Origin of the sequence: Streptosporangium sp. NPDC049644 (assembly GCF_040675205.1) — a bacterium.
GTDB classification, from domain to species: domain Bacteria; phylum Actinomycetota; class Actinomycetes; order Streptosporangiales; family Streptosporangiaceae; genus Streptosporangium; species Streptosporangium fukuiense.
In genome coordinates, this window is the sequence record NZ_JBFAOJ010000022.1 from 52,648 (window position 1) to 75,787 (window position 23,140).

The following is a 23,140-nucleotide window of genomic DNA, read 5'->3' on the forward strand; positions in this document are numbered from 1 at the left end:
CCCGGCTGTGATCTCTTCGAGACGGGCGGCCGGTGAGCAGCACTCCGTACCGGGTGCCTCAGCGCCGGCCGAGGGTGTCGATCGCACCGATCATGATGTCCCAGAAGCGGTCCCGGTCGAGTACGGTTCCGACGTCCGCGTTGGGCTCCCAGTCCATCCGGCCGTGCAGGTCGGCCACGGTGGCGCCCCGGGTGTGCACGCCGTCCAGCTCGACCCGCAGGCCCACGCGGACACGCGTGAGGACCGCGGGGTCGATCAGGTAGGCGAGGGTGATCGGATCGTGCAGCGGTGGCGCCTCGAATCCCCAGGTCTGGTGGTAGCTGGAGCCGAAGAAGGTGAGAAGTTCCACGCAGACACGGGCCAGCGGGGTGTCGAGCGCGGCGATGCGGTCGAGGACGTCCGCGGTGACGAGCGCCTGGTGGCTGACGTTGAGACCCACCCAGGTGGTCGGGACGCCGCTGCCGAGCACCTCCGCCGCCGCCTCCGGGTCGGCGTAGATGTTGAACTCGGCGTAGGGCGTGTGGTTGCCGCGTTCGGTGGAGCCACCCATGATCACGATCTCGCGAATCCGATCGCGGTCACCGGGGTGACGGCGCAACAGCGTGGCGATGTTGGTCAACGGCCCGATGGCCACGACCGTCACCGGCTCGTCGGCGGCGGCGAGCGTGTCGTGGATGAGCTCGACACCGTGGCGCGGATCGAGGGGCACGTCGGGCTCGCCGAAGGCCGGGCCGTCCAGCCCGCTCTCGCCGTGCACGTAGTCGCCGATCTCCAGCGGACCGGCGAGCGGCCGGTCGCAACCGGCCGCGACCGGCACCCCGGCGGCCCCCGCCAGGCTGAGCATCCGCCGCGCGTTGAGAGCGGTCTTCGCCACGGTCTGGTTGCCGGCGACGGTGGCGACCGCGCGCAGGTCGATCGCCGGGTCGGCCACCGCCAGCAGGATGGCCAGGGCGTCGTCGTGACCCGGATCGCAGTCGAGGATCACCGGGATCGGCATGTCAGATCTCCTTCGCCAGCCAGCGCACGGCCCGGGTGAAGAGAGTGCGGTAACCGTCCCAGGTGACGAACTCCTCGGGGCACCAGTGCGGGGCGATGTCGGAGGCCCAGGCGAGGGTGCGGCCCGCCCCCGCCTGCCGTACGGCGAGCAGCGGGTCGGCCCCGACGGTGGCGAGCAGCCGGGCGTCCTCTGGGACCTCGAAGCGGTTGTAGCCGAGCAGGTCGGGCCAGTCGGCGGGCAGCCCGTCCACGATGGGATGGGCCGGATCGACGACGACGCCCGGAAGACCCTGCGGGGCCTCCACCCGGTCGTCGTAGGGGGAGATCCGGGCCGGGAGCACCCGCTCCACGGGGGTGCCGCGGAAGGCCGCCTTCGCCTCGATGCCCTGGAAACTGAGGTAGCCGCCGGCCATCGCCAGGCCGCCGCCCTGCTCCACCCAGCTCTCCAGCACGTCGAGCCGGTTCACCGACTTCCTGCTGTGCAGCCAGGTGTCGGGGTGCAGCAGGATGCTGTTGGCGCCGATGTCGGAGAGCACGACGACGTCGTAGGCCGCCAGCTCGTCGAGCGTCCCGGGGAACAGCTTGGGCACGTCGTGCGCGGGCAGGTGGTCGACCTCGATGCCGTCCGCGACCAGTGCGTCGCGCAGTGGCTCGAAGCCGGTGTGGTACGTCGTGGTGGTGAACGAGTCGAAACCCTTGTAGTGGGTCGACTCGCTCACCCACGTCTCACCGGCGACCAGCACGCGGGTCATGATTTCTCCTTCAGGGTTTCTTCGCGGTGGTGAAGAGCTCGCACGGGTTGGCGACGAGCAACTGGGTGGTGTCCTCGGAGGTCAGCCCGTGGCGGTGCAGGCGCGGCACGAAGTGCGTGAGGATGTGCGCGTAGCCGGTTCCACCGTTCCTGACCAGCATGGTCTTGAGGAACACGTCCTGGGAGAGCAGCAGCCTGCCGCCCAGGCCGGACCGGACCAGCCAGGCGACGGCGGCCGCGTTCTCCTCGTCGCACGGCGACTGGCCCTCCCCGGGGTAGAGGTAGTCCATGCCGCACATGTCGTATCCGAGGTAGGCCCCCCGGGCTGCGAGGGACACCTGGTAGTCGCGCTCGTGCAGGCTGGGGTTCATGTGTGACAGCACGGTGGCGCCGAGGAGGCCGCCCTCCTCGGCGACGACGTCGAGCACCCGGTGGCCGTACCGCACCCACCCTGGCAGGTGCACCGAAAGCGGCACTCCGGTGCGGGCCTGGGCCCGGGCGGCGCCACGGAGCACCTTCTCCTCGGCCGGGGTGAAGTCCGGGGAGATCCCGATCTCACCGATCACCCCGGCACGCACTCCCCCGGTCCCGTCGAGCAGATCTCGCTCGATCTCGTCGGCGACGTCGGCGGCGCTCATGCCGCGAACCCGGGCCGGGTGGGTGCGTTCCAGGTAGAAGCCGCAGCCCATCACGATGTTCAGACCGGTGGCGCGGGCGATGCGGGCCAGCTCCGCCGGCGCGCGGCCGATGCCCTCCGGGGTGACGTCCAGCACGGTGCGGCCCCCACGGGCCGCGAACCGGGCCACCTCCTCGATCGCCACTCCGGTGTCGTCGAGGGACACGTTGTCGCGGGAGAGGTAGGGATCCGACCGCAGCCGGCCGAGGAACTCCATCCGCACCGGCGAGCCGGCGATCAGCTCACCTTCCGCGTCGCCCTCGGGGGCGGGGTGCCAGGCGCTGGCGCCGTCGTTACGCAGGTGCTCGTGGCAGAGCGTGATGCCGAGTTCGGCGACGGGCACCTCACCGAGCACCGTGGAGACGGTGACCGCCTCGGACACACCGGTCATTTCCGTACCGCTCCGAACTTCGCCCACACCTTGTTGTTCGCGAAGATGGCCAGCAGCAGGATGCCGCCCTGCACGATCTGCACGTAGAACGGCGAGACGTGCAGCAGTACCAGGCCGTTGGCGATGACGCCGAGGGTGAGGGCGCCGAAGATGGTGCCGAGCATGCTGGCCCTGCCACCGAACAGACTGGTCCCGCCGAGCACGACGGCCGTGATGACCTCCAGCTCGAAACCGGTGCCCGCGTTCGACGACCCGGAGCTGAGCCGGGTGGCGATCAGCACTCCGGCGAGCGCGGCGGCCAGACCGGCCAGCACGTAGACGGTGAGCCCGATCCTGCGGGTGTTCACACCGGTACGGCGCAGCGACTCGCCGTTGGAACCGAGACCGATCACGTAGCGGCCGAACGGCGTGCGGGTGAGGACCAGCCAGCCGAGCAGTGCGACCACCACGGCGATGATGGCCGGCACCGGCACTCCGGCGATGCGGCCCTGGCCGAGCTGGACGATCCACAACTCGCCGTCGATCGGGGTCGAGTAGCCCTCGGTGGCGCGCAGGGCGGTGCCCCGGAGGATCGAGAGCATGGCCAGGGTGACGATGAAGGCCGGGACGCCCTGGTAGGAGGAGAACCAGCCGTTGACGAATCCGATCGCCGCGCCGAGCGCGAGGATCGCGATGAGCGCGAGGCTGGGGTCCCAGCCCTGCTGCAGGACGATGGCCAGCAACGATCCGGACAGCGCGACCGTCGAGCCGACCGACAGGTCGATGCCGGAGGTACTGATCACGAAGGTCATCGCGACCGCGACGATCAGGGTCGGGGAGATCTGCCGGATCAGGTTGAGCAGGTTGCCGACGGTGGCGAAGCGGTCGGCGGAGAACGAGAAGAAGATCAGCAGCAGGACCAGCACCGCCCCGATGGCGATGGTCTGGGCGTGGCTGCCGATGTGAGCGGTGAGGCGGGCCGACCGGGTGGTGACCACCCTCTCACTGGCGACGGTCATGACCGCGCTCCCTCGGGCTGGTCGTGGGCGACGATCTCCGACACGAGCCGCTCCAGGCTGGTGCTGCGGGCGTCGAGGTCGGCGCGGAGCGTCCCCTCGTACATCACGCAGAGCCGGTCGCAGACTCGGAACAGGTCCTGGAGGCGATGGGTGATCAGGATCACCGAGACCCCCTGGGCGGAGACGGTCTTGATCAGTTCCAGCACGGTCTCGACCTCGGCCACGGCGAGCGCGGCCGTGGGCTCGTCGAGGATGAGCAGTTTGGGGCCGAAGGTGACCGCGCGGGCGATGGCGACCGCCTGCCGCTGGCCGCCGGAGAGCCCTCCGACCGGGATGTCGGTGAGGGGGATCCGAATGTTGAGCGCGTCGAGTTGGCGGCGCGCGTCCCGGTGCATCCGCTGGATGTCCAGCAGCAGGCCACCGGCCCGGCGCGGTTCGCGGCCGAGGAACAGGTTGCCCGCCACGTCGATGTCGTCGCAGAGCGCGAGGTCCTGGTAGACCATCTCGATCCCCAGCTCACGGGCGTCACGGGGAGTGGCGAAGGACACCTCGCGACCGTCGAAGACGATCTGCCCGGAGTCCGGCACCACGGTGCCCGCGAGCACCTTCATCAGGGTGGACTTGCCGGCGGCGTTGTCGCCGACCAGTCCCACCACCTCACCCGCGCCGACCCGCAGGTTGGCCCCGCGCAGCGCGTCGACCATCCCGTAGCGTTTGCGGATGTCGCGCATGACCACACGGTCCGTGCCGGTCGCCTCGTATTCGCTCATAGGGGTCTCTCCGCCGCTCACTTGAACGTGGAGCGGTACTTGTCGACGTTTTCCTTGGTCACGATCGTGACGGGCACATCGATGGTCTTCTTGGCCTGCGCGCCTCCGACCAGTGCCTTGATCTCCTTGACCGCCTCGTAGCCCTCGGTCCTGGGGTCCTGCTGCACGACTCCGGCGACGAAGCCGGCGTCGATGCCGTCGATCGCCTCCTTGGTGAGGTCCCAGCCGAAGACCTTGACCCGGTCGTTCGCGTTCTGCGACTTCACCGCGGCCACCGTGCCGAGCAGCGCGGGCTCTCCGGTGGCGTACACGGCGGTGAGGTCCGAGCGCGAGGTGAGCAGGTTCTCGGCGGCGGCCAGGGCGGCCTCCTGCTTGTTCTGCCCGTCCACGGTCTGGACGATCTTGGCGCCGGCCGCCTCGACGGTCGAGTTGAAACCGTCCTTGCGCAGGTTCTGGATGAATGAGTTGAGCGCGCCGACCACGCCGATGTTCGGCACGGCCACGTTCTGCTCCTTGGCCCACTCGTTGACGAAGGTGCCCATCTGCTTGGCCGCCTCGGCGTTGTCCACGCCCACCTGGGTGTCGACCGCCGGGGAGTCCACGATCGCGTCGACGGCCACGACCTTCAGTCCCGCGTCCTTGGCGATCTTGACGGCGGGCTTGATGCCCTCGACGTCGATGGCCACCACGATGACGCCGTCGAACTGCTGCTGAACGAAGTTGTCAATGGCCTCGTTCTGCTTCACGGAGTCGTCGTTGGCGTTGAAGATCGTGAGGTCGACGCCCGCCTCCTCCGCGGCCTGCTGGGCGCCGGCGTTCATCTCGTTGAAGAAGATCGCCTGCTGGTTGATCTGCACCAGGCCGATCTTCGGCTTTTCTCCGCCGTCGGCCGAGGGCGCGCTGCCGGCGGAATCCGTGCCGCCACATGCCGCGGCCAGCAGACCGGTTGCAAGGATCGCCGTGACGGCGGTCAGGCGGGTGAAGCGAGTCGGTCGTGCCATCGAATCAGCCTTTCGAGACGCTGATACAGGGGGGCTTGGTAATCGATTACCAATGTCCGGGGATGGTAGCGACCAGGGCAAACCCTCGTCAAGGTGACGTAAGGCCGTGGACGCTCTATGGTTCTAACAACCCGCACCTGAGCGACCTCACGTGGCGGGGAGGCGACCGGTTATCCTCAGCGCGACCAGGGAAATCGATTACACAACATGGGCGTGACAATCCACGACGTGGCCAGAGCGGCCGGCGTCTCCGTGGCCTCGGCCTCGCGTGCCCTGTCCGGCCGCCGCAAGGTCACCCCCGAGGTGGCCGAGCGGGTGAAACGGGCCGCCGCAGAGCTGGGCTACCGGCCGAACGCCGTCGCCAAGGCACTGCGCGACCAGACCACCGGAACGATCGGCATGATCGTTCCCGGCATCGGCAACCCGTTCTTCACCACGATCGTCGAAGCGGTGGAGCATCAGCTCCAGGAGACCGGGCGCGACCTGCTGCTGTGCGCCTCCCTGTACACGCCCGAGATCGAGGCCCGACGGCTGAACACGTTGCTGGCCCGGCGGGTGGACGGCCTGATCATCAGTCCGTGCGACTTCGAGGCCAGTGCGCCGGCCGTCCTGAACGCCGCCCGTCAGGTGCCCCTGGTGCAGGTGGACCGCTACATCGAGGGCGGCGGAGCCGACTGGGTCGGCGTGGACGACGACTCGGCGCTGGCCCAGGCGGTCGACCACGTGGTCGCCGGAGGAGCACGCTCCGTCGTCTTCGTCAGCAGCCGCCTGATGAACTCCTCCGCGAGGTTGCGGCTGGCCGGCTTCCAGCTCGCCACGGCCCGCGCCGGGATCGTCTCCAGGTCGCCGCTGCTCGGCGAGTTCACCCTCGCCTGGGGCTTCGAGGCCGGGCGGTCGCTCCTGGCCGACGGCCCCCTGCCGGACGCGGTGGTCTGCGGGAACGACGAGATCGCGGTCGGCCTGCTGCGAGCGCTGCGGCTCGGCGGCGTACGCGTTCCCGAGGAGGTGGCGGTGGTGGGATTCGACGACGTCGGCCACGCGGCGATGTGCGACCCGCCGCTCACCACCGTGCGCCAGCCGGTGGAGGAGATGGCTGCCGAGGCGGTACGCCTGCTGGGCCAGGTGCGGGTGGGCGAGCCGCGGGCCGCGCAACGCATCGCGATCGCGCCCCGGCTCGTCGTACGGGAGACCAGCCGCCTCGTGACCGGAGGAACCATGACCGGGGACGGTCAGGAAGGCGAGGAAACGACATGACCGACGTCGTGGCACTGACCCGCGAGCTGATCAGGATCGACTCGGTGGGCGGCGGCGAGGCCGCGGTCGCCGAGCCGCTCGCCCGCAGGCTGGAGGCCGCCGGTTTCGAGGTGCGGGCGCACGACCACGCGCCCGGCCGTACCGGACTGGTGGCCCGATGGGGCACGGGGGTGCCCGTCACCCTCACCGGTCACCTCGACACGGTCCCGCTGGGCGGCCGGCCGTGGACGCACGAGCCGCACACCGCGGAGGTGGACGGCGACCGGCTCTACGGGCGGGGGTCCAGCGACATGAAGGCCGGGGTGGCCGCGCTGGTCGTCGCCGCCGAGCGGCACGTGCGCGGGCCGAACCACCGGGTGGCACTGGAGATCGTCCTCACCGCGGGAGAGGAGACCGGCTGCGAGGGGGCGATCGACATGGTCGCCCGTGGACTGGTCAGCCGGTCCCGGGGGCTGCTGGTCGCCGAGCCGACCGCGAACCGCGCCCTGCTCGGGCACAAGGGCGCGCTCTGGCTGAAGGCGACCGCCCACGGCCGGACCGCCCACGGCTCGATGCCCCACCTGGGCGACAACGCGATCTACAAGCTGGCCCGCGCGATCGGCGCCGTCGAGCGCTTCGATCCCGGCGTGTCCCCTCATCCCTGGCTCGGCGCGCCGACCGTGAACGTGGGGACCGTACACGGCGGGATCAACGTGAACTCCGTCCCCGACCTCGCCGAGGCGACCGTCGACATGCGCACGGTCACCGGTCAGGACCACGCGGAGCTACGCGAGCGGCTCCGGGAGAGGCTCGGCGGGGAGACCTCGCTGGAGGTGCTGACCGACCTGCCCTCGGTGTGGACCGACCCGGACGACCCCTTCGTGCGGGTCCTGGTCGCCGCGGGGGCCCGTCCCCCGGGCGAGCGACCGGCCGCCAGCTACTTCACCGACGCCTCGGTGCTGGCCGTCGCCTGCGGTGGCGCCCCCACCGTGATCTGCGGCCCCGGGGAGCCGGAGCAGGCGCACGTCACCGACGAGTACTGCGAGATTCCCCGGATCGAGGAGGCCGTCGAGATCTACGCCGGCGCCCTGGCGGGACTCTCGGCCCCATAGGCCCTGTCCTGCGCTCCGTTCCTCGGCGGAGGTCGCGAACGCGCTGCGGGAAACCAGCCTGCCTTCCCATGCCGGGACCGAGGTGGATCTGCGCTCCCGGCGCTAGGGTGCGTCGGCGATCTCCCCGAGGCGGGCGGCCAGTTGCCCGGGTTCGCCGTCGACCAGCGCGGACACCCCGCGCCACCAGGCGAACCACTCGCCGCTGCGCCACATCCAGTCGATCCGCTCGATGGCGGCGATGACGTCGCCCCTGTTGCGCCAGACCGCACCCGCCTGTTCCGCGGAGGCGCCCTGGCGCAGCGCCCAGGTGTGCAGGATCCCGGCCGCCTCGGCGTCGACCGGCTGCTCGTACGGGTCGGGGTGCTCGTCCAGCCGGTGCGGGCCCAGCCCCGCGGCGACGCCCCAGCTCCACTGGGCCTCGGCGGGACGGGAGTAGCGCAGGGAGTCGAAGTCGAGGTTGGAACCGAGCTCGTCGTCCGTCCGGCGCAGGACCAGCGCGTCGAGGCGGCCGCCCGCGTCGAAGGAGACCACGATCCGCTGGCCTGGGCGCGCGTCGGGTGGCAGCTCGACCCGGTCCTCGGCCTGCCAGGAGTTGAGGTCCGCGACGGCGGCGGGGCGGCCCCAGGTCTCGTCCGCCGCGTCGTCGGCTATCCAGGCGGCGAGCATCTCCAGGACCGTCAGGTCGGTCCACGGCTCGATCGCGGTGGAGCTCCAGAGCACCTCGTCCGGCGCGGGCAGCTTGCCGCCACGCTCGCGCCGCCACCACCGCTCGCCGAGCTCGCGGGTTCCGACCAGCAGGGCGGCCAGCGCGGCGAGCTCGGTGGATCTGCGGGTGAGAGGGGCGCCTCGGGCCAGTTCGACGGAACGCGCGACACGGTCGGCGCCCAGCACCGCTCCCGCCTCGCCCAGCAGCAGGGCGGCGTCCGGCCGCTCCTCGCCCAGTAGGTCACGGATCAGTCGTCTGGCCTCGGTCCTCGCGTCCTCCGCACGTCCCTCACGCATACCGACACGGTACGCCGGGAGATCCTTAGGCGCGAGCGTCACCGGAGGACGGTACGGCCGTGCCGTCGTCGCCGTCGTCGCCGCCCTGCGGCTTCGCGGTGAGATAGGCGGCTCTTCCCACCATGTAGGCGGCCACCGCGGCCGTCACCACCTGGTAGACGGCGACCAGGATGATGACACCGGCGATCTTCCAGCTGGGGTCGCGCAGCCACATGGCGAGCAGGATGAGGTGGAGGCCGAGCACCTGGGGCTTGGTCGCGGCGTGCATGCGCGCCAGGGTGCCGGGGAACCTGACCATGCCCACTCCCGCCGCGAACGCCAGCGTCGCCCCCAGCAGCAGGCAGACGGCCGCGGCCACGTCCATCGCGGTCATCGGGCACGCCCGGAGAAGAACCTGGCCAGCGAGACCGAGCCGACGAACCCCAGCAGGGAGAGCACCAGCAGCACGGGCAGCATCGAGTACTCCCGGTAGGTCGCCGCCCCCGCCCCGATCGCGCAGATGACGACGGCGGTGAGCACGTCCAGCGAGACGGCGCGGTCCAGCATCGTCGGACCGCGCACCAGGCGGTAGAGCGTCATCGCCGCCGCGGCGGCGAGCAGCCCCAGCGTGATCAGGTAAACCGTCGTCATCGCACCTCCTCCTGATCCGCGCGGGTGCCGAAGGCGGTCACGATGCGCTTCTCCAGCCGGGTCACGTCGTCCTGGGTGACCTGGCCGACCGTCGACGGGTCGCCGGGCACGCCGAGCACGTGAAGCAGGAGCGTTCTCTCCCGGACGTTCGCCTCCAGCACCAGGCTGCCCGGCAGCGCCGACAGCGCCACCGTCACCAGCACCGCCATCGGCTCCGACGAGGCGCGCAGCCTCACCTCGACGACCTGGACCGGCGGCGGTCTGCCCAGTCTCAGCGCCCAGAAGGCCACCCGGAAGCTGGAGATCACCATGTCCCGCGCGAAGCGGACGAGGAACAGCAGGATCCCGACAGGGTGCAGCCGGATGCCGGTGTCCTGGATCGGCAGGGGCAGCAGCCACACGAGGACCAGCCCGACCAGCAGGCCGCCGAGCACGTTGCCCACGCTCAGGTCTCCCCAGAGCAGCAGCCAGATCAGCGTCAGCCAGAGCACCTGCGGCAGCGGCACGGGTCTGCCCAGCAGCCGTAGCACCGTGAACGCCGGGCGGGGCTCGCTCATCGCTCACCGCCGAGCACCGCGGAGATGTACGGTTCGCGGGCCAGCAGTTCCGCTGCGGCCCGCTCCGACAGGGCGGACAGCGGGCCGGCCAGCACGGTGAAGGACAGGGCCAGGGCCACCAGGGCGGCCGTGGAGGCGAACATGAGCTTCGGCATGGTGACGGAGGTGACGATCGTCTCGCCGACGGGCCCGGCGGCGGGCCTCGGGTCCGCTCCGTCCCCGTCCCCGTCCTCCTGGGTCTCCAGCACGGTTCCCCCCTCGGTGACCATTCCCTCGGGCGGCACCCGCCAGAACGCCTTGTTCCAGGTCGTGGCCACCGCGTACAGGGTGAGCAGGCTGGTCACCAGCCCTCCGGCGACCAGGGTCAGGGCCATCGGACCGCCGTCCGCCACTCCCGCCTGGATCAGCCCGAGCTTGCCCAGGAAGCCTGACATCGGCGGGATGCCCGCCAGGTTCATCGCGGGCACGAAGAAGAGCACCGCGATCACGGGTGTCAGTTTCGCCAGACCGCCGAGACCGTCCAGGGAGGTGGTGCCGGTGCGGCGCTCGATCATGCCGGTCACCAGGAACAGGCTCGTCTGCACGGTGATGTGGTGGGCCACGTAGAAGATGGCACCCGCCATGCCCTGGACGCTGAACAGGGCGACTCCGAACACCATGTAGCCGATATGGCTGACCAGGGTGAAGGAGAGCATCCGTTTTATGTCGGTCTGAGCTACCGCCCCGAGCACCCCGACGAGCATGGTCAGCAGCGCCGCCCACATCAGCACGCCGCCCACCGGGCCCCCGGGGAACAGCAGCGCCTCCAGCCGGATGATCGAGTAGACGCCGACCTTGGTGAGCAGCCCGGCGAAGAGCGCCGTCGCGGGGGCGGGCGCGGTCGGATACGAGTCGGGCAGCCACGCCGACATCGGGAAGATCGCGGCTTTGACCACGAAGACCAGCAGGAGTGTCAGCTCGACCAGCAGCCTGACGTGCTGGGGCAGCACCGAGAACCGCTCGGCCAGCTGCGCCATCGACACGGTGCCCGTGGCGCCGTAGGCCACCGCGATCGCGACCAGGAACAGCAGTGACGAGGCCAGTCCTATCACCGTGTAGGTGGCGCCCGCCCGGATGCGGGACTCGGTCCCGCCGAAGGTCAGCAGTACGTACGAGCCGCCGAGCAGCATCTCGAACCCGACGAAGAGGTTGAACAGGTCCCCGGACAGGAAGGCATCCGACACTCCGGCGACCATGATCAGGTAAGCCGGGTGGAAGATCGACAGCGAGGCCTTGTACTCCTGGTCGGCCCAGGACTGGGACAGCGAGTAGATCATCACGCAGAGCGTCACCGCGGAGGAGACCGCCAGCATCAGTGTGGAGAGCCGGTCGGCGACGAGCGCGATGCCGATCTGCGCGCCCCAACCCCCGGCGCGGGCCACCAGCGGCCCCTGCTGATCCGCCGCGAACAGCAGGACCAGCGACACGAGCAGCACCACCGTGAGCGTGCCCACACTGATGAGCGCCTGCAACCTGCGCAGCCGCTGGCCGATGGCCAGCTTGAGACCGACGGCCAGCAGCGGCAGCACCACGGGCACCGGGATCAGCGCCTCCATCAGTCCTCCCCCTCCAGCTCGGGATCTTCCGCCCTGGCCTGTCGTGCCCGGTCCTCCCGGATCGCGGCGCGCATCTGCCTGCGGGCATCGCGCTGGCGGGCGCGGAGCCGTTTGCGGATCTCACGCTCGCGCGCCGCCTGCTCCCGCTGCCTGCGGGCGAACTCGGCGCGCACCTCACGGAGGCGCTGCTCCCGGCCTTCCTTGGAGACGTCCTCCGCCTGCTGGGCCTCGGCGAAACGCTCGGCGAGCCGCTCGGCGGACAGACCGTCGTTCTTGTGCTCCTGCAACCAGCGGCCCAGGTCGACGTTCACGTCCAGGATCCGCTGCTCCAGTTCCTCGGCCTCCCTGCGCTCCCACTCGTGGTGTTCCTCCTCCAGCCGGGCCAGCTCGGCGCGCTGCTCGCGGACCAGCCGCTGGTAGGCGGCCTGCCGGTCGAGCACGGCCTGGCTCAGCTCGCCCTGCCTGGCGCGCAGCCGCACCTGGCGGTCCTCGGTGTCGTCCTGCACCTCGTCGGCACCGGTGAGCTGCCAGGACCGATGGATCATGGCGAGCAGGAAGGCGGTGACGCCCAGCGTGATGACGATGGAGGTGAGCACCATGGCCTGCGGCAGCGGGTCGGCCATCCGCTCCGGATCGGAGGCGCCCAGGATCGGCGGTTCTCCCGGTGGCCCGCCCACGGTGAGGATCAGCAGGTTCACCCCGTTGCTGAGCAGGATGACGCCGGCCAGCAGCCGGACCAGGCTCCTCTCCAGCAGCAGCGTGACCCCCGCGGCCACCAGCACGGCGACCACCAGGAGCGGCAGCGCGGGCGCGGTCACCGGCCCTCCCCCTCGGCGATCTGCCGATCCAGTTCGGCGCCCAGGCTGCGCAGGATGTCCCGCACCATGCCGATCACCGTGATGTAGACCCCGAGGTCGAACAGGAGCACCGTCGACAGGTGCAGCTTGCCGACCAGCGGGACGTACAGGTCGGCGGAGAGCATGTCCAGCACTCCGGCGCCGCCCAGCAGCCCCACCAGCGCGGTGAGCGTGGACAGCAGGAGCCCCAGCCCGATCATCACCCCGGGGGCGACCGGCGCGGCGGCGGCCAGCTCGTGCCTGCCTCCGGCGAGGTAGCGCAGGACCAGCGCGAGACCTGCCACGATGCCTCCGGCGAACCCGCCGCCCACCCCGCTGTGCCCGGTGAACAGCAGGAAGACCGAGACCAGCATCACGGTGTGGAAGGTCACCCGGGCCACGAACTCGAGGACCACCGTCCGCTGCCCCTGCGGCAGGGTGGTCGCCAGCCAGTACGTCCGGGGCTCCTCCCCGGTTCTCTCCGGCGGCGGCTGCGGCGCGTGCGAGCGTCTGCGCAGGAAGATCAGGCCGGTCATGCCGAGGGTGAGCACGACGAGCACGGAGCTCTCCCCCATCGTGTCCCAGGCCCGGATGTCGACCAGGAGCGCGCTGACGATGTTGGCGGCCCCGGCCTCCTTCGCCGCTTCGGCCATCAGCGTGCCGATCGGTGTCGCCTGCCGCGCGTTCATCGCGAACATGCCGGCCCCCGCCAGCACGACACCGCTCACGATGCCGAGGGTGAGCCGCGCGCCGAACGACAGCCGTCCCCGCTCCTCCCTCGGCCCGAGCGGAAGCCTCCGCAGCACCAGCACGAACACGACCAGGCTCAGCGTCTCGACGAGGAACTGGGTCAGCGCCAGGTCGGGCGCGCCGTGGACGAGGAAGAGCAGCGCCGTGCCGTACCCGGTCAGGCCGGCCAGCAGCACGAGCACGATGTGCGCGCGCACCCTGAGCGCGATGGCCGTCGCGGCGATGACGAGCACGCCGATGACGGGCTGCTCGATGCGGTCCCAGGCCACCACGTCCAGCTGGAGGACGGGTCCGGGGCCGTACAGCAGCGAGAAGGCGCCCACCGCCGCCACCAGGACGAATGCGATCATGAGGTAGTCGGGCAGCGAGCCGCGCTGGACCACGCCGGTCAGCTGCAGGGAGAAACGTTCCAGCCCGCGGACCAGGCCCCAGTAGGCCCGGCCGGAGTCGATCACGTGCAGGGTCTCCCCGATCCGCGCCAGCGGCCTCCTGGCCAGGAAGAGGAGCGCTCCACCCGCCAGCGCGACGGCCGAGAGCAGCAGCGGCACCGGAGCACCACTCCACAGCGCGAGGTGGGTGCCGTGGCCGGGCCCGGGGAAGGTGTCGGTGTAGCTCCGCATCGCCTCGCCGTAGCGTGCGGCGAGCGGGGCGACGGCGAGGCCGAGCGCGGAGAGCAGCGCGGGCGGCAGGAACAGCGCGGCGCCGAAGGAGTGCACGGGCACCGGCTCGACACCGGGCTTGACGGCGAAGGCGCCCCACAGGAAACGCGCGCTGTAGCCGGCGGTGAGCGCCGACCCGAGGACGACTCCGGCGAGCACCACCGTGTCGATGCCCCGTCCGGTCAGCAGCGACTCGAAGGCGGCCTCCTTGCCGACGAACCCCAGGAACATCGGGATGCCCGCCATCGAGGCGGCGGCCCCGGTGGCGATCGCGGCCAGCCACGGCGCCGAACGCCGCAGGCCGCTCAGCTCTCGCAGGTCACGGGTGCCGGTGGCGTGGTCGATGATGCCGACGACCAGGAAGAGGGAGGCTTTGAACAGCGCGTGCGCGAGCAGCATTCCGACCCCGGCGATCGCGGTGTCGCGGGTGCCCGCGCCGAACAGCACCGTCAGGAAACCCAGCTGGCTCACCGTTCCGTAGGCGAGCAGCTTCTTGAGGTCGTGCTCGCGCAGCGCCCGCCAGGCGCAGAGCAGCATGGTGAGCAGGCCCAGGGGTACGGCGGTCCACCGCCAGGCGGCGAGCTCCCCGAAAGCCGGTCCCAGGCGGGCGAGCAGGTAGATTCCCGCCTTCACCATCGCCGCGGCGTGCAGGTAGGCCGAGACCGGGGTCGGCGCGGCCATCGCGGCGGGCAGCCACATGCTGAACGGGAAGACCGCCGACTTCGACAGCGCGCCGACCAGGATCAGCACCACCGCCACCGTCACCAGGCCGCCGGACGGCGGGCTCTGCACGATCCGCGAGATGCGGTACGTTCCCGCCGCCTCGCCGAGCATGATCATGCCACCCAGCATCGCCAGGCCACCGGAGGTGGTGACGATCAGCGCCTGCATCGCGGCGCGGCGGCTGGTCCTGCTGGCGGGGTCGTGGCCGATCATCAGGTAGGAGAAGACCGTGGTCAGCTCCCAGAACACGTACAGCAGCAGCAGGTCGTCCGCGACCACCAGCCCGAGCATCGCCCCGGCGAAGGCGACGAGCACCCCGGCGAACCGGCCCAGCCCCTCGGCGTCGGCGGAGAAGTAGCGCGAGCAGTACAGCACGACCAGCGCGCCCACGCCCGTGACCAGGGCCATCATGAGCAGGGCCAGCGCGTCGGCGCGGAAGGACAGTCCCAGGCCGAGGCCGGGCGCCCAGTCGTGGTGTGACTCGACGGGGATGCCGGTCAGGGCGACCCAGATCGTGTAGCCGAACCCGCAGGCCGGTGGCACGGCGAGCATGAGGAACGCGGCCCTGCCGAAGCGGCGCACCAGCGCCGGAGCGATCGCCGCCGCCACGGCGTGCAGGATCAGCAGCGGCTCCATGTTCCCCCGTGACCCGTCGTGGCAGACGTACGCCAGGATCCTAAAAGGCGTAAGTTTGCCTGGTCAAACGCGCGGAGCGCTGACCCGAACACCGTAGATCCTTCACCTCGGCATGATCGACTCCTCGAATGTTCCTGCTGGCAGGGACATTGGCCCTCCCCGGCACCGCCGTCGGCGGAAGCGCTTACCCTTCTCCTTTTGTGAGCGACGTCACCGCTTCCTGCCGGTGCGGCCGAGCACCCAGCCGATCACCGCGCTGCCGAGCGCGATGCCCGCGCCCATGCCGAACGCGGCGAGGAGCGACCAGGCGGGGACTCCGGCCCGGGGCTGTTTCGCCGGGCGCTCGAAGACGTGCGCGGGGCCGACCTCGACCGGTGCTTTCGCTTTCGGTGCGGCGGACGCGGCGACCTCCGCGGGTACGGTCGCGGCGGGGATCTCGCCGGAGACACCGGATACGCCGGAGACGAGATGGCTCTCCACCGCGGAGAAGAAGTCGCCCGCGGTCTTCCTCGCGACGGAGCCGAGCATGCGCTGGCCGACACCCCCGATCATGCCGCCGATCACGGCCTCGGCGTCGTAGTCGATCCGGGTGCCGCCCTCGACCTCGCTGAGACGGACCCGCACCGTGGCGTCCACGGTGCCGGGGGCGCCCTGGCCGCGGGCCCTGAGCACGAACCGTTCCGGAGCCTCGGGCTCCGACAGGGCGACCTCGCCCTGGTAGACGCCCTTGATGGAGGCCACGCCCGCGGTGACGGTCATCCGGTAGGTGTCCGGGCCCGTCTCCTCAAGGCGCTCGCACCCCGGAATCGTGCGTACGAGCACGGCCGGGTTCTGGAGCGCTGACCACACACGATCTCTGTCGATGCCGAGCACGGCACTGCCTGCGAGCTTCACACCAGCACCCTAGGCAATCTCGGGGCGGGCGGATAACAGCAACATCTGCCCGCCGGCGCGGCCCTTCGTTGTCAGTGCTGCCGCCCTGGCGCACGAGACCGGCCGGGTCAGCCGGGCGCGGGGCTTCCGGCTCGCAGGGACGCGCCCACCTCGTGCAGGTGGCGCAGCGCCTGCGCGTACGAGCTGACGATCCCGGTCTCCAGGTAGTCGACGCCCAGCTCCTGGCAGTAGGCCTGGACGATCGGCTGGGCGCGGCGCAGGTTGGGCATCGGCATGCTGGGGAAGAGGTGGTGCTCGATCTGGTAGTTGAGCCCGCCGAGCACGGTGTCGAGGACCCTGCCGCCGCGCACGTTGCGCGAGGTCAGCACCTGGCGCCGGAGGAAGTCGAGCTTCTCCTCGCCCCTGAGCATCGGCATCCCCTTGTGGTTGGGCGCGAAGGTGCAGCCGAGGTAGACGCCGAAGATCGCCTGGTGCAGCAGCAGGAAGGCCACGGCCTTGCCCGGCGACAGCACGGTGAACAGCGCGCCCAGGTACAGGGCGGCGTGCACGGCCAGCAGCGACGCCTCCGCGGCCCGGTTCCTGGTCGTCGGGCGCGTCAGGGCCCGGACGCTGGACACGTGGAGGTTGAACCCCTCCAGCGTGAGCAGCGGGAAGAACAGGAAAGCCTGCCGGCGGCCCAGCAGCCTGGGCAGTCCCCTGCTCTCAGCGGCCTGCTCGTGCGACCAGATCAGGAAGTCGGGGGCGACGTCGGGGTCGTGGTCCTCGTGGTTGGGGTTGGCGTGGTGGCGGGTGTGCTTGTCCATCCACCAGCCGTAGCTCATGCCGATGGCGAGGTTTCCCGCCACCAGCCCGGCGAGCTCGCTGGAACGGCGGGAGCGGAAGACCTGGCGGTGTGCCAGGTCGTGGGCGACCAGGCCGATCTGCGCGAACACCACCGCGAGGAAGGCGGCGACCAGCAGCTGGTACCACGAGTCGCCGACGGCGAAGAAGACGGCCCAGCCGCCGACGAAGGACGCCGCCACCAGGCCGAGCCGTGCGGCGTAGTGACCGGGGCGCCGGTCCAGCAGCCCCGCCTGGGTGATCCGGCGCGACAGGCGGGCGAAGTCACTACCCCGTTCCGCGCTTTCAGGGGGGATGGGGGGATCCGCGTCGTCGATCGCGGTGGAGTTGGTCACGGTTCTCCTCAGATGGGCCGGATCACTCGACATGACAACGTCAGCCGGCGACGCCACATATCCGCGTCAACCGAACATCACGCCTTTCCCAGGATTGCGCGGCTGCCGTGATCGCAAACCCCCGCTTCCACCCCTAATCGTGGTAGTGCTGACCCTACCCCGCCGAACACCGCGATCATCGGAGTACGAGAACATAGCCACTCGGATCATCCTCGCGAGGCATGATCGATCAGACTCCCGGCTGCTGGCAGGATGGTCGCCCATGGCATCGGGGACGTACTGGACGACAAGAGCGGTGGCGGCGGCGACGGCCCTGGCGGTGAGCGCCGGGTGCGCCACGGGCCCGGACGGCGGGGCCGACGAGGGCGCCGCCCCCGTGCCGGGCGCCTCCTCCGGTGCGGGGAAGGCACCCGCCGACGGGAACGGCCGGGCCGCGAGGACACCGGCAGGGCCGCCGGGCGCGATGCCCAGGCCCGGCGAGGTGGGCGTGATCCCCCGCCCCGATGACGGCCTGCCTCCGGTGATCAGCTCCATTCCCACCAGGCGGAAAGTCGTCTTCCTGACCATCGACGACGGCTGGGAGCAGGATCCCGGCTTCGTGGCACAGGTCCGCGACCAGCGGATCCCCGTGGCGGCCTTCGTCACCCGCGACGCCGTGGAGGCCAGGGGCGCGACCGATCCGACCGCCCAGGGCGGCAGGTTCCTGGGCGCGGGCAAGTGGAGGTACGTACGCGACCTGCGCGACGCGGGGGCGACGATCGAGAACCACACGCTGACGCACCCGAACCTGCCCGCACTCGGCTACCAGGGACAGAAGGCCGAGATCTGCGGCACCTCCACGCTGATCCGCAGGCACACCGGCACCGCGCCCACCCTGTTCCGCCCCCCGTTCGGCAACCACAACACCCTGACCCGCAGGGCCGCCAAGGCCTGTGGCATCGACGCGCTCCTGCTCTGGACCGCGACCGTGCAGCCCGGCGGGAAGATCGCCTACCAGGTGCCCGACAAGAGGCTCCGCCCCGGCGATGTGCTGCTGCTGCACTTCCGTCCGAACCTCGCCCGTGACTTCGAGATCCTGGTCGCCAAGATCAGGCGCCGGGGGTTCGAACTCGGCAACCTCGACGCGTACCTGAAGGCGGCGACCTCGAAGGCGGCGACCCGCTAGCCCCGGCCGGGTACCTCGACCGGCTTTCCGGCCGTCGTCCCGCCGCGGCCGTCACCGGTGACCGGGAGTCACCGAATCCGGGGGGCACAGGCACGCCCGCTTCACACGGCGGCGAGGGCCGTGAATCCGGCGCGCGAGACTCGCGATGTCGCCCGCGCGACGTACCTCGAAATCACTCCGGAGGTGGATGCCCCGGGGGCGCCGCCCGCCCCACCATGAAGTCACGCCTCCGGGGGGATGGCGGGCGGCGGGGGTACGTCCCATGTGACGGGACATGCGTGGAGGTATTCCCCACGGCAGGAGGAGAGCCGGCGCCGCGAGCCGAAGGACGGTCTCGGTCCGGCTGAGAAGTGCGGTCTCGCACCGGACCATGTGACAAAGATCGCACCAGCTCGCGGCGCCCCTCCCGCTTTTTACTCTACAGCTTGTAGTACTACTAGGGATAGAACTACAAGCTGTAGAGCAACAGGCCCGCGAGGGGAACGCGAAGGGAAGATGGACGCACTAGACCTGGCCCGGTGGCAGTTCGGGGTGACCACCGTGTACCACTTTCTGTTCGTGCCCCTGACCATCGGCCTCGGCGTCTTCGTGGCCGGCCTGCAGACCGCATGGCACCGCACGGGCAAGGAGCACTACCTGCGGCTGACGAAGTTCTTCGGGAAGATCTTCCTGATCAACTTCGCGATGGGCGTGGTGACCGGCATCGTGCAGGAGTTCCAGTTCGGCATGAACTGGAGCGAGTACTCGATCTTCGTCGGCGACGTCTTCGGTGCCCCGCTGGCGCTGGAGGCACTGCTCGCGTTCTTCCTGGAGTCCACCTTCATCGGCCTGTGGATCTTCGGCTGGGACAAGCTCCCCAAACGCATCCACCTGGCCACCATCTGGATCGCGGTCATCGGCTCCACCGTGTCCGCCTACTTCATCCTCGCCGCCAACGCCTGGATGAAGCACCCTGTCGGCTACGAGGTGATCGACGGCAAGGCCCGGATGACCGACCTGTGGGCGGTGCTCACCAACTCCGCCGCCCTCGCGCAGGTGCCCCACGTGGTGGGGGCGGCCTTCGTGGTCGGAGGCGGTTTCGTGCTGGCGATCTGCGGCTACCAGGTCCTGAAGGAGCGGCGCGCCGCCACGGCGCGGCGGAACACCCCGAGCGTCTGGCGGACCCCGATCCGGGCCGCGCTGGCCATGACGGCGATCGCCGGCGCGGTGGTCGCGGTCAGCGGGGACATGTCCGCCAAGCTGCTGTACGAGCAGCAGCCGATGAAGCTGGCCGCCGCCGAGGGGCTCACCCACGACACGGCCGGCGCGGCGTTCTCCCCGGTGCCGGGCGTGGAGATCCCCAAACTGCTCAGCTTCCTGTCCACCAACGACCCGAACGCGGTCGTCCAGGGCACGGCGGACATACAGACCCGGTTCACCGAGCAGTTCGGCCCGGCCGACTACCTGCCCAACCTGCCGGTGGTCTTCTGGTCCTTCCGCGTGATGATCGTCTTCGGGATGGCCACGGTGGGCCTGTCGGTTCTCGGCCTCTGGCTGACCCGAAGGCGCCGCGGCGGCGGCCGCCCGCAGCAGGAACTCCCGACCTGGTTCGCCAGGGCCGCCCTGCTGGCGCTGCCGCTGCCGACCATCGCGATGATCTCGGGCTGGCTGCTCTCCGAGATCGGCCGCCAGCCGTGGACCGTCCAAGGTGAGCTGCTCACGGCCGCGAGCGTCTCGCCGGGCGTCAGCCTGACCGAGGTGGCCATCTCACTTGCGGTCTTCACCCTGGTCTACGGCGTGTTCGCGGTGGCCGAGGCCGTACTGATCATCCGCCACGTCAAGGCGGGCCCCCAACCCGCCGCTCCCGCCGTGCCCCTCATCCCGCCCTCTCGCGACGACCAGACCGCGGACGTCCGGCTCCAGCCGACGCTGATGTACTGAAGGCGACGATCATGGAACTCACCACCTTCTGGTTCGTACTCATCGCGTTCCTGTGGATCGGCTACTTCGTGCTGGAGGGCTTCGACTTCGGCGTGGGCATGCTGGCACCGGCACTGGCCGGGAACGAGGCCGAGCGCAAGCAGGTCCTGGGCACGATCGGCCCGGTCTGGGACGGCAACGAGGTCTGGCTGATCACCGCGGTCGGCGCCATGTTCGCCGCCTTCCCCGCCTGGTACGCCGGGCTGCTCAGCGAGTTCTACCTGCCGATCACGCTGATCCTCGTCGGGTTGATCGTGCGCGGCGTCGGCCTGGAGTGGCGCGGCAAGGTCCAGCACGCCTCCGACCGCGTCTGGTGCGATCTGGGCGTGCTGGTCGGCAGCGCGCTGCCCGCGTTCCTGTGGGGCGCCGTCTTCGCCGATCTGCTGCGGAACAGCGCGGTGGCCGCGCTGGTCGGCGGGGCACTCTCCCTCTCGCTGTGCGTGCTGCACGGAGCGGTGTTCGTCGCGCTCAAGACCTCGGGGCCGGTGCGCTCCCGTGCCCGGCACGCCGCGATGATCGCCGCCGCGGTGGCGCTGCCCACCGCGGTGGTGGCACTGCCGAACATCCCCGTCACCGACGCGGTGGCCGCCGGCTGGTCGGCGGCCCCGTGGCTCTGGGCGGGCGCGCTCGCCTCGATGGCGGCCCTGGCCGCGGGGATCGCGCTGACCTGGCGCGGCCGGGACGGCTGGGCGTTCGCCGCCACCGCCTCGTCCATCGCACTGGGCGGCGCCGCCCTGTTCGGCGCCCTGTGGCCCGCCCCGCTCCCCGGCCTCACCGTCGCCGAGGCCGCCTCCGGCCCGTACACGCTGGGCATGCTCACCTGGATCGGCCTGATCGCGCTGCCGTTCGTACTCGGCTACCAGGCGTGGTCGTACTGGGTCTTCCGCAAGCGCCTGGTCGCCGAGGTGTCCTGAGACACCCCGGCCCGCCTCTCACGGGTCGGGCCTCCCGCTTCACCGCCGGTCGCCGCTCGCCGGGAGGGACCCGTCGCGGGGCGTTCAGTGCAGGCCCAGCCTGGCGAGCGGCTCGACCAGTTCCCTCTCCTCGTACGACAGGTGGGACAGGAGCGTGTCGGTGAGCAGGTCCATGGCCGCTCGCAGTTCCTTGTGGCCGTCCGGCCGACCGACGAAGGCGACCAGCGCCCGGTCGACGCCTTCGAGGACCTCGTGGATGGCGTGGTGCTCCTGCTGGAGGCGGTCGACGACGGGCGCGAGCCTGGGGTCCGAACGGCGCAGGTGCGGGAAGAGGCTCTGGTCCTCCAGGGTGTGATGGGTCGTGACGAGGCGGCAGTAGGACTCGCAGTACGTGCCGACGGTCCAGTTGTTCTGGCGCATCGTCATCGTGTTGATGTGCGAGCGCGCGGCGCCGGGGTCCATGACACCGGTGGTGACCTGGTCGACGAGCCCGCGAATCTCGGTGAGCTCCTTGCGAAGGTGGTCGTGGATGTCGACGAGGTGCTGTCCGGCCGCCCGCTGCCGAGAGGTGTAGACGCGGTCCGGGTCGGGATCGGGCCCGGTCGGACGGGTGCTCTCGTCCCAGACCTGGACGTCGGCGAGCCGGACGCCGTCGTCCGGGGTGGGGGTGACTCCCAGGGCGGGCACCACTCCCCTGACCTGGGCGGGCGGGACGACGGCCGCCGACGTACCGCGTACCTCGGCGGCGGACGGCCCCGAACCGCCGCGCTCGGCCGCGACCAGTTCGCGGACCCCGGGAACGACCTCGGCGGCGAAACGCCGGACGTCGTCGGGGTCGTCACTGGCCAGGATGTAGGCGCTCATCCCCTGGGTGAGGGTGAGCTCGGCGAGCTGCTCGGCCCAGACCTCCGCCGGCCCCCGCAGGAAGTCGCGCCCCGAGCCGGTGAAGGCGCCGGAGATGTTGTACAGCCGCCGGACGTCACCGGGTGAGCGTCCCGCACCGGTCGCGGCCTCGTCGACGGCGGCGTTCATCGCCGGGAGCGCGTCCGGGGCGGCGTAGGCGCTGCTGGGCAGCCAGCCGTCCGCGAGCCGCCCGGTCAGGCCGAGCATCCGCCTCTTGTAGGCCCCCAGCCAGATGCCGACGTCGTGGGCGGGCGCCGGGCCCGGGTGTGCTCCCCAGACGCGGTGGTACCGGCCGTCGAGGCGGACCGACCCGCCGCCGGTCGCCCAGACGGCCCGGATGACCTCGATGCCCTCCGCCAGGGCGTCGACCCCCTGGGCGGCGTTCAGCCGGGGGCCGCCGACGGCGGCGATGGCCTCCCAGAAGGCGCCCGCCCCGAGCCCGAGCTCGACCCGGCCGCCGCTCAGGATGTCCAGGGTCGCGACGCTACGGGCCAGTACCACCGGCGGGCGGAGCGGCAGGTTCGCCACGTTCGGCGACACCCGCACCGTCGAGGTGCTCGCCGCGATGACCGACAGCAGCGTCCAGGTGTCGAGGAACCGCGCCTGGTACGGATGGTCCTGCACGGTCACCAGATCCAGGCCGACCTGCTCGGTGAGCCGGGCGAGCGCGACGACCCGCTGAGCCTGCTCGGCGACCGGCGTCAGGAAGGTTCCGAACAGCAGCTCGTGCCCGTAGTCGGCCATGTCTCTCCTTGGAATGTCATGTCAGATGTTCGGCACTTGTGGCATGACAGATCGTATTTAAAGCAGATAG

General features: G+C 70.9%; 21 protein-coding genes. 5 read left to right on the plus strand and 16 right to left on the minus strand.

All coding sequences use genetic code 11. From position 1 onward, the window contains the following. Positions 1-58: 58 nt before the first annotated feature. Genes AB0J58_RS15455 through AB0J58_RS15480 form a run of 6 tightly spaced genes read right to left on the minus strand, consistent with a single transcriptional unit; the run spans position 59 to position 5,583 of the window. A complete protein-coding gene (locus AB0J58_RS15455) occupies positions 59-997 on the minus strand; it encodes a nucleoside hydrolase (RefSeq protein WP_364215468.1) in 939 nt (312 codons plus the stop codon). A 1-nt stretch (position 998) separates the two neighbouring features. After that, entirely contained in the window at positions 999-1,748 is a 750-nt protein-coding gene (locus AB0J58_RS15460) for a glutamine amidotransferase (protein WP_364215471.1), read from the minus strand. 10 nt (positions 1,749-1,758) lie between these two features. Further along, positions 1,759-2,814, minus strand: a complete 1,056-nt coding sequence (locus tag AB0J58_RS15465; protein WP_364215474.1) for a phosphotriesterase-related protein — start codon at positions 2,812-2,814, stop codon at positions 1,759-1,761. Next, on the minus strand, positions 2,811-3,812 hold the full coding sequence (locus tag AB0J58_RS15470; protein WP_364215477.1) for an ABC transporter permease: 1,002 nt from the start codon (positions 3,810-3,812) through the stop codon (positions 2,811-2,813). Before AB0J58_RS15470 ends, AB0J58_RS15465 begins: the two co-directional genes overlap by 4 nt. Beyond that, complete coding sequence (locus tag AB0J58_RS15475) at positions 3,809-4,582, minus strand: ATP-binding cassette domain-containing protein (RefSeq protein ID WP_364215480.1); 774 nt, start codon at positions 4,580-4,582, stop codon at positions 3,809-3,811. Before AB0J58_RS15475 ends, AB0J58_RS15470 begins: the two co-directional genes overlap by 4 nt. A 17-nt stretch (positions 4,583-4,599) precedes the next feature. After that, on the minus strand, positions 4,600-5,583 hold the full coding sequence (locus AB0J58_RS15480) for a substrate-binding domain-containing protein (RefSeq protein WP_364215483.1): 984 nt from the start codon (positions 5,581-5,583) through the stop codon (positions 4,600-4,602). 207 nt (positions 5,584-5,790) lie between these two features. On the opposite strand from AB0J58_RS15480, the gene AB0J58_RS15485 reads away from it, so the two are divergent. Beyond that, on the plus strand, positions 5,791-6,837 hold the full coding sequence (locus AB0J58_RS15485; RefSeq protein WP_364215486.1) for a LacI family DNA-binding transcriptional regulator: 1,047 nt from the start codon (positions 5,791-5,793) through the stop codon (positions 6,835-6,837). Then, a complete protein-coding gene (locus AB0J58_RS15490) occupies positions 6,834-7,928 on the plus strand; it encodes a M20 family metallopeptidase (RefSeq protein ID WP_364215489.1) in 1,095 nt (364 codons plus the stop codon). Before AB0J58_RS15485 ends, AB0J58_RS15490 begins: the two co-directional genes overlap by 4 nt. Positions 7,929-8,030: 102 nt before the next feature. Here AB0J58_RS15490 and AB0J58_RS15495 read toward each other — a convergent pair whose 3' ends face one another. The 9 genes from AB0J58_RS15495 to AB0J58_RS15535 all read right to left on the minus strand — a co-directional run bounded on the left by AB0J58_RS15495 (position 8,031) and on the right by AB0J58_RS15535 (position 17,274). Beyond that, on the minus strand, positions 8,031-8,930 hold the full coding sequence (locus AB0J58_RS15495) for a hypothetical protein (RefSeq protein ID WP_364215491.1): 900 nt from the start codon (positions 8,928-8,930) through the stop codon (positions 8,031-8,033). Between the two features lie 25 nt (positions 8,931-8,955). Then, complete coding sequence (gene mnhG / locus AB0J58_RS15500) at positions 8,956-9,303, minus strand: monovalent cation/H(+) antiporter subunit G (RefSeq protein WP_343967366.1); 348 nt, start codon at positions 9,301-9,303, stop codon at positions 8,956-8,958. Then, positions 9,300-9,560 carry a monovalent cation/H+ antiporter complex subunit F gene (locus tag AB0J58_RS15505; protein ID WP_343967367.1) on the minus strand — a complete coding sequence of 87 codons (261 nt, stop codon included), beginning with the start codon at positions 9,558-9,560 and terminating at the stop codon, positions 9,300-9,302. The genes mnhG and AB0J58_RS15505 overlap by 4 nt, the downstream gene beginning before the upstream one ends. After that, complete coding sequence (locus AB0J58_RS15510) at positions 9,557-10,117, minus strand: Na+/H+ antiporter subunit E (RefSeq protein WP_364215494.1); 561 nt, start codon at positions 10,115-10,117, stop codon at positions 9,557-9,559. The genes AB0J58_RS15505 and AB0J58_RS15510 overlap by 4 nt, the downstream gene beginning before the upstream one ends. Next, positions 10,114-11,712, minus strand: coding sequence for a Na+/H+ antiporter subunit D (locus AB0J58_RS15515; RefSeq protein ID WP_364215497.1), 1,599 nt, complete (start codon positions 11,710-11,712; stop codon positions 10,114-10,116). Before AB0J58_RS15515 ends, AB0J58_RS15510 begins: the two co-directional genes overlap by 4 nt. Next, positions 11,712-12,530, minus strand: a complete 819-nt coding sequence (locus AB0J58_RS15520) for a Na(+)/H(+) antiporter subunit C (protein WP_364215500.1) — start codon at positions 12,528-12,530, stop codon at positions 11,712-11,714. Before AB0J58_RS15520 ends, AB0J58_RS15515 begins: the two co-directional genes overlap by 1 nt. Continuing rightward, positions 12,527-15,316, minus strand: coding sequence for a Na+/H+ antiporter subunit A (locus tag AB0J58_RS15525; RefSeq protein ID WP_364215503.1), 2,790 nt, complete (start codon positions 15,314-15,316; stop codon positions 12,527-12,529). Before AB0J58_RS15525 ends, AB0J58_RS15520 begins: the two co-directional genes overlap by 4 nt. Before the next feature lie 210 nt (positions 15,317-15,526). Next, positions 15,527-16,210, minus strand: a complete 684-nt coding sequence (locus tag AB0J58_RS15530) for a carbon monoxide dehydrogenase subunit G (RefSeq protein WP_364215506.1) — start codon at positions 16,208-16,210, stop codon at positions 15,527-15,529. Positions 16,211-16,317: 107 nt separating this feature from the next. Further along, positions 16,318-17,274, minus strand: a complete 957-nt coding sequence (locus AB0J58_RS15535; RefSeq protein ID WP_364215605.1) for an acyl-CoA desaturase — start codon at positions 17,272-17,274, stop codon at positions 16,318-16,320. Positions 17,275-17,647: 373 nt separating this feature from the next. Here AB0J58_RS15535 and AB0J58_RS15540 point away from each other — a divergent pair, with 373 nt between their 5' ends. The 3 genes from AB0J58_RS15540 (at position 17,648) to cydB (ending at position 21,423) form a co-directional block, all read left to right on the plus strand. Further along, entirely contained in the window at positions 17,648-18,550 is a 903-nt protein-coding gene (locus tag AB0J58_RS15540) for a polysaccharide deacetylase family protein (protein ID WP_364215509.1), read from the plus strand. A gap of 495 nt (positions 18,551-19,045) precedes the next feature. Then, positions 19,046-20,470, plus strand: a complete 1,425-nt coding sequence (locus AB0J58_RS15545) for a cytochrome ubiquinol oxidase subunit I (RefSeq protein ID WP_364215512.1) — start codon at positions 19,046-19,048, stop codon at positions 20,468-20,470. 11 nt (positions 20,471-20,481) lie between these two features. After that, a complete protein-coding gene (gene cydB, locus AB0J58_RS15550; protein WP_364215515.1) occupies positions 20,482-21,423 on the plus strand; it encodes a cytochrome d ubiquinol oxidase subunit II in 942 nt (313 codons plus the stop codon). Between the two features lie 84 nt (positions 21,424-21,507). Here the strand turns inward: cydB and AB0J58_RS15555 are convergent, their stop codons facing one another. Further along, positions 21,508-23,070: an LLM class flavin-dependent oxidoreductase gene (locus AB0J58_RS15555; protein ID WP_364215518.1), complete on the minus strand. Its 1,563-nt coding sequence runs from the start codon at positions 23,068-23,070 to the stop codon at positions 21,508-21,510. Positions 23,071-23,140: the final 70 nt, after the last annotated feature.

Bases quoted from the DNA above. Each gene is read 5' to 3' on its own strand.
- AB0J58_RS15490 (WP_364215489.1), top strand. From the start codon at position 6,834: ATGACCGACGTCGTGGCACTGACCCGCGAGCTGATCAGGATCGACTCG.
- AB0J58_RS15555 (WP_364215518.1), bottom strand. From the start codon at position 23,070: ATGGCCGACTACGGGCACGAGCTGCTGTTCGGAACCTTCCTGACGCCG.
- AB0J58_RS15510 (WP_364215494.1), bottom strand. From the start codon at position 10,117: ATGAGCGAGCCCCGCCCGGCGTTCACGGTGCTACGGCTGCTGGGCAGA.
- AB0J58_RS15515 (WP_364215497.1), bottom strand. From the start codon at position 11,712: ATGGAGGCGCTGATCCCGGTGCCCGTGGTGCTGCCGCTGCTGGCCGTC.
- AB0J58_RS15475 (WP_364215480.1), bottom strand. From the start codon at position 4,582: ATGAGCGAATACGAGGCGACCGGCACGGACCGTGTGGTCATGCGCGAC.
- AB0J58_RS15465 (WP_364215474.1), bottom strand. From the start codon at position 2,814: ATGACCGGTGTGTCCGAGGCGGTCACCGTCTCCACGGTGCTCGGTGAG.
- cydB (WP_364215515.1), top strand. From the start codon at position 20,482: ATGGAACTCACCACCTTCTGGTTCGTACTCATCGCGTTCCTGTGGATC.
- AB0J58_RS15470 (WP_364215477.1), bottom strand. From the start codon at position 3,812: ATGACCGTCGCCAGTGAGAGGGTGGTCACCACCCGGTCGGCCCGCCTC.
- AB0J58_RS15505 (WP_343967367.1), bottom strand. From the start codon at position 9,560: ATGACGACGGTTTACCTGATCACGCTGGGGCTGCTCGCCGCCGCGGCG.
- AB0J58_RS15485 (WP_364215486.1), top strand. From the start codon at position 5,791: ATGGGCGTGACAATCCACGACGTGGCCAGAGCGGCCGGCGTCTCCGTG.
- AB0J58_RS15495 (WP_364215491.1), bottom strand. From the start codon at position 8,930: ATGCGTGAGGGACGTGCGGAGGACGCGAGGACCGAGGCCAGACGACTG.
- AB0J58_RS15480 (WP_364215483.1), bottom strand. From the start codon at position 5,583: ATGGCACGACCGACTCGCTTCACCCGCCTGACCGCCGTCACGGCGATC.
- AB0J58_RS15525 (WP_364215503.1), bottom strand. From the start codon at position 15,316: ATGGAGCCGCTGCTGATCCTGCACGCCGTGGCGGCGGCGATCGCTCCG.
- AB0J58_RS15545 (WP_364215512.1), top strand. From the start codon at position 19,046: ATGGACGCACTAGACCTGGCCCGGTGGCAGTTCGGGGTGACCACCGTG.
- AB0J58_RS15460 (WP_364215471.1), bottom strand. From the start codon at position 1,748: ATGACCCGCGTGCTGGTCGCCGGTGAGACGTGGGTGAGCGAGTCGACC.
- AB0J58_RS15455 (WP_364215468.1), bottom strand. From the start codon at position 997: ATGCCGATCCCGGTGATCCTCGACTGCGATCCGGGTCACGACGACGCC.
- AB0J58_RS15540 (WP_364215509.1), top strand. From the start codon at position 17,648: ATGGCATCGGGGACGTACTGGACGACAAGAGCGGTGGCGGCGGCGACG.
- mnhG (WP_343967366.1), bottom strand. From the start codon at position 9,303: ATGACCGCGATGGACGTGGCCGCGGCCGTCTGCCTGCTGCTGGGGGCG.